This window comes from Nostoc sp. NZL (assembly GCF_015714705.1).
GTDB classification, from domain to species: domain Bacteria; phylum Cyanobacteriota; class Cyanobacteriia; order Cyanobacteriales; family Nostocaceae; genus Nostoc; species Nostoc foliaceum_A.
Window position 1 is genome coordinate 1 of sequence record NZ_WBKL01000143.1, and the last position, 12,743, is coordinate 12,743.

Annotated in this window: 13 protein-coding genes and 1 pseudogene; 9 read left to right on the forward strand and 5 right to left on the reverse strand. The window is 40.4% G+C overall.

What is annotated here, in order from left to right:
• The first annotated feature begins 22 nt into the window (after nucleotides 1-22).
• Nucleotides 23-742, forward strand: a complete 720-nt coding sequence (gene rnc, locus F8R90_RS20045) for a ribonuclease III (RefSeq protein ID WP_196512142.1) — start codon at nucleotides 23-25, stop codon at nucleotides 740-742.
• A gap of 116 nt (nucleotides 743-858) precedes the next feature.
• Nucleotides 859-1,914, forward strand: coding sequence for a Gfo/Idh/MocA family protein (locus F8R90_RS20050; RefSeq protein ID WP_196512143.1), 1,056 nt, complete (start codon nucleotides 859-861; stop codon nucleotides 1,912-1,914).
• Nucleotides 1,915-1,936: 22 nt separating this feature from the next.
• On the opposite strand, the gene F8R90_RS20055 is transcribed toward F8R90_RS20050, so the two are convergent.
• On the reverse strand, nucleotides 1,937-4,069 hold the full coding sequence (locus F8R90_RS20055) for a sensor histidine kinase (protein ID WP_196512144.1): 2,133 nt from the start codon (nucleotides 4,067-4,069) through the stop codon (nucleotides 1,937-1,939).
• Nucleotides 4,070-4,363: 294 nt separating this feature from the next.
• On the opposite strand from F8R90_RS20055, the gene F8R90_RS20060 reads away from it, so the two are divergent.
• The 3 genes from F8R90_RS20060 to F8R90_RS20070 all read left to right on the forward strand — a co-directional run bounded on the left by F8R90_RS20060 (nucleotide 4,364) and on the right by F8R90_RS20070 (nucleotide 6,852).
• Complete coding sequence (locus tag F8R90_RS20060; protein WP_196512145.1) at nucleotides 4,364-5,104, forward strand: RibD family protein; 741 nt, start codon at nucleotides 4,364-4,366, stop codon at nucleotides 5,102-5,104.
• A gap of 93 nt (nucleotides 5,105-5,197) precedes the next feature.
• Nucleotides 5,198-6,379: a GNAT family N-acetyltransferase gene (locus tag F8R90_RS20065; protein WP_196512146.1), complete on the forward strand. Its 1,182-nt coding sequence runs from the start codon at nucleotides 5,198-5,200 to the stop codon at nucleotides 6,377-6,379.
• Nucleotides 6,380-6,468: 89 nt separating this feature from the next.
• Entirely contained in the window at nucleotides 6,469-6,852 is a 384-nt protein-coding gene (locus F8R90_RS20070; protein ID WP_196512147.1) for a DUF4346 domain-containing protein, read from the forward strand.
• Between the two features lie 63 nt (nucleotides 6,853-6,915).
• Here the strand turns inward: F8R90_RS20070 and psb32 are convergent, their stop codons facing one another.
• On the reverse strand, nucleotides 6,916-7,653 hold the full coding sequence (psb32, locus tag F8R90_RS20075; RefSeq protein WP_196512148.1) for a photosystem II repair protein Psb32: 738 nt from the start codon (nucleotides 7,651-7,653) through the stop codon (nucleotides 6,916-6,918).
• Between the two features lie 406 nt (nucleotides 7,654-8,059).
• On the opposite strand from psb32, the gene surE reads away from it, so the two are divergent.
• On the forward strand, nucleotides 8,060-8,740 hold the full coding sequence (gene surE, locus F8R90_RS20080) for a 5'/3'-nucleotidase SurE (RefSeq protein WP_196512149.1): 681 nt from the start codon (nucleotides 8,060-8,062) through the stop codon (nucleotides 8,738-8,740).
• A 65-nt stretch (nucleotides 8,741-8,805) separates the two neighbouring features.
• Here the strand turns inward: surE and F8R90_RS20085 are convergent, their stop codons facing one another.
• Nucleotides 8,806-9,105: a hypothetical protein gene (locus F8R90_RS20085; protein ID WP_196512150.1), complete on the reverse strand. Its 300-nt coding sequence runs from the start codon at nucleotides 9,103-9,105 to the stop codon at nucleotides 8,806-8,808.
• A gap of 500 nt (nucleotides 9,106-9,605) precedes the next feature.
• The gene (locus tag F8R90_RS20090) at nucleotides 9,606-9,827 is read right to left on the reverse strand and encodes a hypothetical protein (protein ID WP_196512151.1); all 222 of its coding nucleotides are present in this window, start codon (nucleotides 9,825-9,827) and stop codon (nucleotides 9,606-9,608) included.
• A 44-nt stretch (nucleotides 9,828-9,871) separates the two neighbouring features.
• On the opposite strand from F8R90_RS20090, the gene F8R90_RS20095 reads away from it, so the two are divergent.
• Nucleotides 9,872-10,525 (forward strand): PAP/fibrillin family protein, encoded by a 654-nt coding sequence (locus F8R90_RS20095; protein WP_196512152.1) that lies wholly within the window; start codon nucleotides 9,872-9,874, stop codon nucleotides 10,523-10,525.
• 24 nt (nucleotides 10,526-10,549) lie between these two features.
• On the forward strand, nucleotides 10,550-11,317 hold the full coding sequence (locus F8R90_RS20100; protein ID WP_196512153.1) for an MGMT family protein: 768 nt from the start codon (nucleotides 10,550-10,552) through the stop codon (nucleotides 11,315-11,317).
• A gap of 77 nt (nucleotides 11,318-11,394) precedes the next feature.
• Here the strand turns inward: F8R90_RS20100 and F8R90_RS20105 are convergent, their stop codons facing one another.
• Nucleotides 11,395-12,123, reverse strand: coding sequence for a hypothetical protein (locus F8R90_RS20105; RefSeq protein WP_196512154.1), 729 nt, complete (start codon nucleotides 12,121-12,123; stop codon nucleotides 11,395-11,397).
• Nucleotides 12,124-12,540: 417 nt separating this feature from the next.
• Between F8R90_RS20105 and F8R90_RS20110 the strand changes: the two are divergent.
• Nucleotides 12,541-12,743: pseudogene (locus tag F8R90_RS20110) on the forward strand (photosystem II q(b) protein); the annotation flags it as partial.

Consider the following 12,743-nt stretch of genomic DNA (forward strand, 5'->3'; position numbering starts at 1 on the left):
GCCCCCTTCCCCTTGTTATGTAATGCCCCTTGCCTATCCACGCCGTCAGCGGCAACTCGAAAGTTTAGTCCAAAAATTTGGTTTATCTCTAGAAGCACCCATAAAGTGGGAGCTGCTAGATTTAGCGCTAACTCATCCCACTGTCTCTGATTCGGCAAATTATGAACAGCTAGAGTTTGTTGGCGATGCAGTGGTGCGCCTAGTGTCGGCTGTTGTGTTATGGGAAAATTATCCCGATTGTCCAGTAGGGGATTTTGCGGCAATTCGTTCGGTTTTGGTGAGCGATCGCATCCTCGCCCAATTGGCCAGAGTTTATGGTTTGGAGTTATACTTACTAGTTGCTGGCAGTGCTACCGCTGATAAAGTTGGTCAAGAGTCACGACTGGCAGATGCTTTTGAAGCAGTTCTGGGTGCGCTTTACTTAAGCACTCAAAATCTGGAACTAATCCGCTCTTGGCTAGATCCCCACTTCCAACAACTAACGACAGAAATTCGCCTCGATCCTGCCAGACTTAATTACAAAGCTGCTCTCCAAGAATGGACTCAGGCACAATTTAAAGTTTTACCAGAGTATCGGGTTGTGGAAGTCGGCCAACCGCACCGCAATCAAGAACGTTTCCTAGCTGAAGTGTGGCTGCACGGAAACAAGCTAGGAGAAGGTAAGGGACGCTCGATAAAAACTGCTGAACAAGCCGCAGCTAAGGTAGCTTTTTTAGCAATCCCTAGTCAGGAAAACCCCTGAAGCAAAAATACGGCTGATAAACGGATAATCAGTTGGTCGTCAGTGGTCATTTGTCCCTAGTCCCTTGCATACTAATGACTAATGACTAATGACTAATGACTAATGACTAATGACTAATGACAAACCAAATTAAAATTGCTGTTATCGGAATTGGGCGTTGGGGAGTGCATCTGTTGCGGAATTTCTTAGCACATCCCCAAGTAAATGTAGTTGCTGTAGTAGATCCCCATCCAGAAAGATTAGCGGCGGTCAAGCAGCAGTTTAATTTAGACGCTGTTGTAATTTTGACAACTCAGTGGGAAGACTTAAAAAAAGTGCCAGGGTTGACAGCGGTGGCGATCGCAACTCCAGCTACCACCCACTATGCTTTAATTAAAGACGCTCTGCAACAGGGATATCATGTTTTAGCTGAAAAACCCTTAACTCTCGACCCAGGAGAATGTCGAGAACTTTGCTATTTAGCAGAGCAGCATCATTTAATACTCATGGTAGATCATACTTATTTATTTCACCCAGCAGTTGAGCAAGGGAAAGCTGTAGTACAAGCTGGAAAATTAGGTGATTTACGCTACGGCTACGCCACCCGCACCCATTTGGGGCCTGTCCGGCAAGATGTTGATGCGCTATGGGACTTAGCTATTCACGATATTGCTATTTTTAACACTTGGCTGGGTCAGATTCCTGTGAAAGTACAGGCAACGGGTACAGTCTGGCTACAAGAGGAGGGAAGTAGGGAACTGCACTCCACATCTCAAGGTTTAGCTGACCTAGTATGGCTGACACTAACATATCCAGATGGCTTTCAAGCTCATATTCACTTGTGCTGGCTGAATCCCGATAAACAGCGACGGCTAGGGATTGTAGGCAGCCTTGGCAGCTTAATTTTTGATGAAATGTCACTATCATCACCTCTAACCCTGCTACATGGTGAGTTTGAACAACAGGGCAATCAATTTATTCCTATAAATCAAAAGCAGATAGTGCTGGAATTAGAAACAGGTGAACCATTAGAGCGGGTTTGCTCCTGCTTTGTTGGCTCTGTTCTCAACAATACTCCCTCAGAGGTTTCGTCTGGCTGGGTAGGCACTGAGTTAGTAGAAATTCTTGCTGGTTTAACAGTATCTCTTCAGCAAGGCGGCAAACCTGTTTTTGTGAATGAGCCTCAAGGATGAAGAATGTCGACTTTTAACTAAATTACCTCTTGAAAGTCCCATTCGCACAAACTCCTCCTTTTGGAAGACTTACCAAGATAGTTTGCTGCGGCGAAAGACTAATCTCGTAAGTCTCGTTCCCAAGCAGTAACTGGAACTTCGAGGACTTCTCTTTATCTACCGTTGCTTTTACAGATTTGTTGATCCCCAAAGAGGGACTTGCTCCAGATTCCTCTAGGCTTGGGTAGTGGCTTGCTTTTGCCCCCTCGTTTCCAGAGGAAAATCCAAGATTGCCTTCCCCTACATTTTCTTCTTTTTTTGGAACAGGTAACAGCGAGATATCAATCAAGGGTAAGGTAATCTTCAGTGTCGTACCTTGATGAAGTCCCACACTCTCAAGAGTAATGCTGCCTCCCATGAGTTCGATTAAGTTTCGTGAAATCGCTAATCCCAGTCCAGTACCTTCAAACTGGCGCGTGGTTGTGCCATTCACCATCACAAAGGGGCGAAATAGCTTGTGCTGTTGAGTTGGATCAATTCCTATACCTGTATCTTTGACTATCACCACCACCTGAGATTTACCATTGATATATTGAATTTCTGTAGAAATGGTGATGCTTCCTGTGTCGGTGAACTTGGTGGCGTTGCCAATAACATTAATCAGCACCTGTTTAAGTTTTGCTGCGTCTGCCTTAATTGGTATCTGTTCAGGAGCCAACTCACATTTCAACTGCAAGCCTTTTTGTTGAACATTAACTGATTGTAAATTAATTACCTCTAACAATATTTGTCGGAGGTCAATAGGTGTGGTGATGACTGAAAGTTTACCTGCTTCAATTTTAGAAATGTCTAGTAAATCATTAATAATACCTAGCAAGTGAATCGTTGTTTCATCAGCACGTTTGAGGAACTCCATTTCTTCTTCCCGGTCATCACATAAGCCATCTTCAACCAGGCGAATACAGTTAATAATAATATTTAATGGATTTCTCAATTCATGGGAAGTCGTAGCCAAAAACTGGCTTTTAATTTGGTTAGCGGTTTTTGCTTCTTTCCAAGCTATTTCCAATTCTTCTGCCCCAGCTTTGAGCCGTTCTACCATTTGGTCTAATGCTTGAGCTAGTTGATTGAATTCCCGGATTTGAAAATTGTGCGGAACTGGTTGTGCGGCGTGGTGAGAGTGAATATTGAGAGCATAGTCTCGCAATTCTTCTACAGGACGTGCCAAGTAAGGAGCTAAATATAGTGATGCTAACAAACTTGCTCCAATCAAACCAACTGTCAAAACGATGAGGATTAGTTTGATTTCCTCTAAACCAAAAAGCGCATTATCAACACTAGTAACAGCTAAGACTATCCATTTTTGCTGCTGCTGTTGGCTAAGTGGATTTGCAATAGCCGTATAGCCAGCTACTAATTCGTTCCCCTCTGGAAAAGATAAATTTATCGAATCATTCCGTCCGGCAATTGCATTTTTAATTATGCTCTTGAGTTGGGAAGCATTTGGGTGCTGATTGATATTAGTTCCCACCCAGTTTGTGAGTGGGTGTGCCAAAATTGTGCCATCCTCAGCAATCACTACCATAGCCCCTGTGAGCGATCCCGGCGGATTTCTGGTTTGTTGGTACAATGCAGACTGAATACTTAAGCTGTAAACTAAATTTTTTCGGCTATCAGAAACTGGTGCAGATAACACTAATTGGAGTTGATTTTGTGTGTTTCTTTTTCCAGTCACTCCTACCTTTGGTGGAAAGATTGCTTTGACATCAATTCCGTCACTAGACAAAGGTAATGTCAATTCTGCAATTGCTTGATCCCCACAACTACTGGCAATTATTTTCTGATTTAGGAGATTCGTTAATTGGATGCACTCAATACTTGCTGGGAGTTGTTGCCTTAACTGCGTAAGAATTTCTTGCTCTTGTATAGGCGAAGACGGAATAACCGTTGTTTTACTTACAACCAGTAAATTAGCTTTTAAGATAGCGATCGCATCTCCAATTCTCTGCCCTTTACTGACGGCACTTTCTGTTAGATTTTGACGCGCAGTTCCTAATATGCTAGAACGTGCCTTATTCAAGGCAACAATCTCGCCTATAAGTAAAACTGGAACGAACAGAAGCAGTATTCTCGTTACTAAAATTCGACGAAAGGAAGATTGACGGGAATTAGTCATCGAGTGTCTCACTTTGCATCTGCAAACCACAACAGCAAAGATATGTAATTAGACGAGCTAGATGAGACATTTTATTAAATTATCAGAATTTTATTTTCAATGTTTAAAAATAACAAATTGCTATAATTCAAAAAGAAACGTGGTATACCAAAACTCATATATGCTAGATTTAAAAGCGATTTGTGTTGCATATAAATACAGTGGTGAAATTGTAAAATAGTAGCTTGCAGGCATCGATTTTTTTGAGAATCTACACACGAGCAAAGAAAATATTCCAACTATCAAATCAATTTAATGTTGCAACATCGTCCTCATACTACAGTTGTTTTAGCAATGAGTGCAGATGGTAAAATAGCAGATTTTAGGCGATCGCCTGCTCGGTTTGGCTCAAGGGTTGATAAAGCACATTTAGAAAAACAAATCGCTGCCTCTGATGCCGTTTTATTCGGTGCTGGTACTCTGGGTGCCTACGGAACAACACTTACCGTAACAGATCCAACTCTAGTGCAACTCCGGGCGCAAGGAGGAAAGCCTCCGCAGCCAGTTCATATAGTGACTACACACTCTGCAAACCTCAATCCGGAAATTAACTTTTTTAAGCAACCAGTTAGACGGTGGTTACTCACGACAACAGCGGGAGCACTTTCATGGAAAGGACGCTTACAGACGCTTCCCTCAACTCTGGAAACCGGAGCAAAGGATTGCTCTCCAGAATTTGAGCAGATTCTGGTTTTTGAAACATCAACGCGAGAAATTGACATTTCCGCAGCTTTGAAGCATCTAGCCACTCTACATATAACACGCTTGGTAGTATTGGGTGGAGGTGAATTAGTCGCTTCCTTGCTGGGATTAGATTTAATTGATGAATTATGGCTGACTGTCTGTCCACTGATTTTAGGTGGTAATACTGCACCCACACCCGTAGATGGGAAAGGATTTTTACACGATTTAGCTCCTAAGTTGCAACTTTTAGAAGTTCATACTGTTGAACAAGAAGTGTTTTTGCACTATCGCCTGCAACGACCAGCAGATTAGATTACGCTAAGTAAAGTTATTGGGCATTGGGCATTGATTATTCCTCTTGTCCTCCTTATCTTTCTTATCCTGACTCCCTAAAAAAACCACACGATGGTGGAACAACTTAAGCCTCGCTATTCTGTCGTTTGGACAAATAAAATTGCTGAAGTACCCCAAAATGCCTGGAATGCTTTGGCAATGCCACTCAAAACGCCGTTTTTAGAATGGGAGTGGCTAAACAATATCGAAACCTCCCATAGTGCTACGGCTAAAACTGGTTGGTTGCCAAATCACTTGACATTGTGGCGAGATAGAATGCTGATTGCTGCTGCGCCACTTTATCTTAAAGGACATAGTTCTGGTGAATTTGTTTTTGATCACCAATGGGCAGAGTTAGCCGATCGCATCGGAGTCCAGTATTACCCAAAATTGCTGGGAATGACACCCTTTACTCCTGCTGAAGGCTATCGGTTCTTAATTGCCCCAGGAGAAGATGAAGATGAAATCACAGCGATAATGGTGCATGAAATTGACACTTTTTGCTCCAAAAATCGAATTTCTGGGTGTCATTTTCTCTATGTTGATCCCCAATGGCGTCCGATGCTGGAACGGCATGGCTTTACAACATGGCTGCACCACAGTTACGTTTGGGAAAATGCTGGTTTTAAAACTTTTGATGACTACTTGAAAGTTTTCAATGCCAATCAGCGTCGCAACATCAAGCGGGAACGCAAAGCTGTGGAAAAAGCAGGTTTACGATTGCAACCGCTAAGTAGTGATGAAATTCCCTACTCTTCATTTCCTTTGATGTACCAGTTCTATGCTGACACCTGTGATAAGTTTGGCTGGTGGGGTAGCAAGTATCTCACACAGCGGTTTTTTGAGCAGCTATACACCGATTATCGCCATCGAGTCTTGTTTTTTGCTGCATACAGCGAGGAAGATAACTCTCATCCTTTAGGAATGTCCTTTTGTTTGTTTAAAGGTGACAAACTCTATGGACGCTATTGGGGGAGTTTTCAAGAAATAGATTGCTTACATTTTGATGCTTGCTATTATGCGCCAATTGAGTGGGCGATCGCTAACGGAATCCAAATTTTTGACCCTGGTGCGGGTGGGCGACACAAAAAAAGGCGCGGTTTCCCTGCTGTGCCCAATCATAGTTTGCACCGTTTTTACAATAATCGTTTAGGACAAATTTTACGTCCCTATATTAAGGAAGTGAATCAACTCGAACAGCAGGAGATTGAGGCAATTAATGCAGACTTGCCATTTAATAACCGAGATTCTTAAAGAATACCAAGGCAGAGGGTGAACGACGAATTACACTTGATATAGAGTGTAAAAACCCTCAAGAAAGAAAATTTCTTTTTATAATGCTTATGGATTTAATAGTTGAAAATTTAGCCGCAGTTGATGATAAACTTTCCCAGCGTCACATTGACCTTGATCCCGGCGGGTATTTCATTATTTACTTGGATCGAAATGCAGGGTTAATTTATGCCAAGCATTTTACAAATGTGATTGATGAGCGTGGTTTAGCAGTCGATCCAGAAACAGGAAAAGTAATTCCGGCGCGAGAAAAGGTAGAACGAACTCATACAACAGTTTTTAGCGGGAGGACAGCAAAAGAACTTTGCGTGAAGATTTTTGAAGAAACTCAGCCCCCTCCTGTAACTCAATTAAATCATGCAGCTTATTTGGGTCGAGAATTTGTTCGGGCTGAGGTGGCTTTAGTCACAGAGCAAGAGTATGTTCAGGATTAAAGTTAAAAGTGAAAAGTTAGGAGTTGAAATTCCTAACTCCTAACTCCACTCATAACTCTCCCATTAACCATCAGATGATGGCTGATTTATCTGATAGATGTAGTAAGTCGCCATTGGGATAACGGTGGCGGCAATTAACAATCCTACTACCCAAGCAGTAGCGTTACCTTGGTTGGTTTCTTCTGCTTTCTTGAAGGTGCCTTCTACCTGCACATTGTCAGTGATTTGGGGTGGGCCTGGATCGGCTTTGCCAGAGAGGACGGCGACAAGGCGATCGCTTGCATCTAGAAAAGCTTGGTTGTATTTGTTACCATTGCGTAACGGCACACTTACTGTTTCAGTAGCTATACTCTCGGCAATGGAGTCAGTGAGTAAAGGCTTGACTTGATCACCAGTAATAATGGCAGTACCATTGGTAACCGTATCAAGAACCAATAAAGTTTGATTAGCTTGGGCTTCTTTTGTAGGAAACCATTTTTTAAACAGTTCTTTAGTGAAGCTTTCCGGCGTTTCACCGTAGTCGAGGCGGCGAACAGTAACAATTCTGACTTCCTTATCTGTTTGCTTTGCCAAATCCTCGAAGGCACTGCTAATCTTACCTTCATTCAGACGGCTGATAACTTCACCTTGATCCAAAACCCAGGTGTCATTCCCTGCTGTGAGACTGGGTAATTGATACACCCCTGTGGCTAAAGCAGGTGCGGCAAACAGCGAGGCTGCTAAAATAACCGTCACCAAAGGTAGAATTAGCCGGATGAGGTGTTTTTGACTGCTAAATACTTGTTTGAGGAGCTGTTTCATCGTGTGATCTCTAAGACAGACTTGCACCCAAAATACTACAGAAACACTGCAAAAATAACCTCGTTGCCGATTTTCTCCAGTGTGAAATTTCTGCTACTGCCAACAGATAGATATTGTACGGGATTTTTTGATTGCACAAACTTGTTCTGAGGGCGGCTGCAAGCATTGACCTGACGCTAACACCCTTGCTAGTTACAAGAAATACCGCCCATTTTGGGAATTAACCCAAATGCTTAGGGCGGAATTTGCAAACCATCTAGAAATCATATCGTACTGATCAATATTTTTGGCATAATCAAGGATATTTGTTCATATCTGCAAGTAGCTTTTCCTGCTGTAGCCATTGATGGGTGATATCTGCATTTTTCGGAAATTTGAGCTAAAGCTATATCAATATAATATATACATGACCATAATTTTAACTAACGATGACGGCATTGATGCCCCCGGTATCCGAGCGCTACTCAAAGCTGTAAACGACAAAAATGCTATTATCGCTGCTCCGGCTGATCATCAGTCTGGCTGTGGACATCAAGTTACCACCACTCGTGCCATCAACCTCCAGCGACGCTCTGAGACTGAGTATGCGATCGCAGGCACTCCCGCAGATTGTGTGAGAATTGCAATAACACAAATTAATACAGATGTCAAATTTGTCCTTTCAGGTATCAACGCTGGGGGTAACTTGGGAGTCGATGCTTACATTTCTGGCACAGTGGCTGCTGTGCGGGAAGCCGCAATGCACGGTATTCCCGGAATTGCCATTTCCCACTATCGCAAAGCCAAGCAGAATTTTGATTGGGATCTCGCGGCCAAATTTACAGCTGAAGTTTTAGCGGATTTACTCAAGCGTCCCCTAGAACCGGGAAGCTTTTGGAATGTGAACTTGCCGCATCTGCAACCAGGAGAACCAGATCCTAATATAGTGTTTTGCCAAGCCTGTACCAGACCTTTGCCTGTAAACTATCGAATTGAAGGCGATAATTTTTATTATGTGGGCGAATATGGCAAACGCGATCGCACTCCTGGTAGTGATGTGGATGTATGTTTTTCCGGCAATATTGCCGTAACTCAGTTAAGGGTTTGACATCAGCTATCAGTTACTAATTAACTGTTACCAGCTTTTAGGCTAATTACAAATTACGAATTATTTTAGTCATCTAATGCTTGAATTAAGGACATAAATCGATCTACAGTTTGTGTCATTTGGTTGAGTTTTTGTAGTGAATCATGGTGAGATTCTGCAAGAGTCTGTATAGCATCACACAACGCGACAATTTGATAGCCTTGCTGTTGCACCTGCTGTCCCTGTGCTTCGACTTGAATACTGAGATTCTCGAGTCTTTCTGCAAGACGTTCAATCGTCTCAGTCGTGGAAAGTACTGCTTCCCCAATTTGCTCAACAATAGATTCTAAGCGATTTATTTTTACTTCGACTCCGGCTGAAATCATTTCTTTACACCTAATTGTGAGAGAGCATCTTAGTAATCTTCCTAATACCAATTGAAATAATTAATCTCTGTACAAAGATTAGATAACACTGTCATTCTGATAATATGTATGTTTTTGTTTTTTGATGCTTCTACCCAATGTTGTGTTTAGATTCTTATTGGTCACTAATTGATTATGGTTTTTAATCAATTAGTAACCATACACTACATATTCAAAATGGTTAGCCACCCCTTGCAAAATATAGTTAAGGAAAATAAGCTTCAATTTATACAAAGTTATGCTTACCAAAAACTTAACAATTATTAAGTAAAAGTCTGGTTGAATTTGATACTTTTAATTAAACTAAGATTTTAATCTAATTAAGTTCCCGTAATTATATCGTTGTTGTTTAACATTTGGCTCGACAATTCACTAAACACTAGTAATAAACATTTTTCTAAGTGTAATTTATCCAAATCAGGAATTGCAATTTACAATTTCTGCTTCAGTAGTGTCTAAAGTTAAGCGTTATGCGGAAATTGGGGAGAGCTTGTAGGACTATTAATTTTATAGCTATTGTTTGTGCCGATCGCGATCGCAATTAAAATTGCTGCTCCAAGCACAATTCTTAAGGTTTTGAAATCTGGTAAAGTATTCAAGGCGGGTGAGAGCAGCTGGGTGCTCTCCACTTTCTGCCAAGCGATACGCAAATTACCGTGGCACAACTCATTGGCTAACTTCATGTTTAACTAAAGAAATAGAATATCTAAAGGAAAATATTCAACCATTGAACAATCAACTTTTAATTAAGGAAAAATTACAAGCCAAGCTTAAGAAGATTCAAACTAATAGCGATGGCTCTCCCATTATCAATTTGCAGCTAGACAAAATTTTAGCCGAAGAAATTGAACAATTGACAACAGAACTGGAGAGCGTCAATCCCAATCTCAATCCTCTTCTCTACGCTACTTCTTTGCTGGAGGGTACTTGGCAACTCCAATACTCCACTGCGAGAGAAATCCGTTCTTTAATTTCTCTTCCATTGGGATTAAAACTGGGTAAAGTTTATCAAGTGATTGATATTGCAAATAAATTGTTTTTCAATCTAGCTAAAGTTAAACATTCTTTGGGTTTAGTATCAGGATACGTCAAAGTGACAGCTAGCTTTGAACCAGCCAAAGAGGATTTAGAGCCTCCACCGAACAAACGTATCAACGTCTATTTTGACAAACGCTACCTATCGATTGAGAAGATTATGGGCATTAATACTCCCCAACTCAACCCATTTAAGGTTATACCAGCTAATAATCCTACTAACAGAACTGCCACACTAGACATTACTTACTTAGATGAAACCTTAAGAATTGGACGTGGAGGGGATGGAAGTTTATTCATTCTGAGTAAATCCAATGATTTACCTGAATTGATTTCCTCAATTTGAAATTGATCGCGCCGCCGAATGAATATGGCTCTCTCAATAACACATCTTTTCACCAAGGTAAAACCAAGTTCTGCGATGGTAGAGCTTAAAACATTAAATTTAAAGGTAGGTCATGGTATAGAAGGAGATATTAATGCCGATTCTATAAGTCCCAGGCAAGTTTTAATTGTTAGATACGAGGATATTTTAGACTTATCAATTAAAGCAGGAGAATTGCGAGAAAATATTGTGCTTAAAGGTATAGAATTTGATAATTTTATCCCTGGTTCTCTACTAATTTTTGAAAGTGGTGCAGCAATTCGTCTAACTTTTCACTGTGAACCTTGTAAGCGAATAACCCACTTGGTAAAATCATTAAAAAGCATCCAAGGTAAAAGAGGAATTTTAGGTGTAGTTATTAAATCAGGTAAAATCCAGGTTGGAACTAATTTTCAGATTCAAGCTCATAATTTTTCAGCATTATCTGAGAATCCTTATGAACGATTCTTAAATTTTATCATCAAAATCCCCAGTGGAAAAGTAGTTACATATAAACAGATAATCAAAGGCATAGGAGTAGATAATAGCTATCTAAGAGCTATTCCGGCATACCTGAAAAAGACCTCGGCTGCTGATTTTCCGCTACATAGAATATTAGACTCTAAAGGTTATTTGATAACTTATGCGAGCCAACAAAAAAGCAAGTTAGAAACTGAAGGAGTTCAGGTTTTATCTGAGACAGTTTTATTGAAGAATTTAAGCAAAAATTTTGTAGATATTCAATATTATTTGTGGGAGGATGAGACTATATAGCTAGAATAGATATTAATAATATAGGTTTTATAGTATTTGCACATCATCCATTTTAGAAAGGAAAATACTTAGTTTTATCAAGATAATCCCTGATTTTTAATTTGTTTAGATGTAGCTTCCATAAAGTCGAGAAAAACTTTTATGAGCTTATGGATTCCCTCGCTACCTCCTGCAATTAAACCTCCTGTCAGCAATGCATCTAAACAACGGAAAACAAGTACTTGAATTGGATTATCTAAATCAATAACTACAAGTGGCTCGATTGAGCGAATACCTATTGCGCTCATTAAAAGACCGAATAAAAGGGATGTCCATAGAGCAATTGTTCGCGTATCAGATTTATAGGCTGCTCTTTGGCGCTCTTTTTCATTCAAATCGTTAATTTGTGGCTTGAATATTTTGAATGGTTCTTGTTGGTTTTGTATAAAATTTTGGATGATTTGCTCTTCTAAACTCATTCCTTCAGGCGGTAGCCCACTGATTTGATTGGATTCTAAAGAAGGTAATTGTTTCTGTTGGGCTTCTATAAGTCTTATTTTCTCAGATATTAGAACTTTTTCTTGCTGAATACTAATATCTAATTGCTCGATAAATGAACTACGCCAAGTAGTTATAAAAACTTCTAAAGAACGCTCTAGCAATAAAGAAATAAATAATTGTAAAATGAGTAACTGAATAATATCATTAAGCCCAAATGGTTTTAAAACGAATGGTTTAGATGAAAGCCAAGTTGACAAAGTGACTACTAGAAAACTAATAATAATTAACAGAATAAATAGAGGAGATTCTGGAGAAAGCTTTTGCAACGTATCTATACTCCTGTTTCGCGTCACAATATTTAACACAGCCTGGAGGTGAGAACTACACCTGCTGAGTAACTTAACAACGTTAATTTGATAGAACAGTAAATAATTTATTACCCGACCATTATTTTTTCCAGGAGTGTGATACGATACGCAATTTTGGAAGCGATCACATATGGATAAATGGAGAGCGATCGCCTTCTTTTAAGGTTTGTAAATATGAGTGAGTCACATAACTCAAAGGTAAGAAGCCTGGGTTGGGCTACGTCTACTCACACTTAAATAAGCAAAACTAATAACTTGTATCAGCTTTACTGAAGTGATAAAACTTGATTAAAAATTGTAAAGCATTGTAAAGTGAATTCACAGGCAAAGACAAACAGGCCTGATTCATAAATAACTAACCGCACTTATAAAACCATGACAGCAACCTTACAACAGCGCTCAAGCGCCAACGTATGGGATAGATTCTGCGAGTGGATTACCAGCACCAACAACCGTATCTACATCGGTTGGTTCGGCGTAGTCATGATCCCTACCTTACTAGCCGCCACAGCTTGCTTCGTAATCGCCTTCATCGCCGCACCTCCAGTAGACATCGATGGAATCCGTGAACCAGTAGC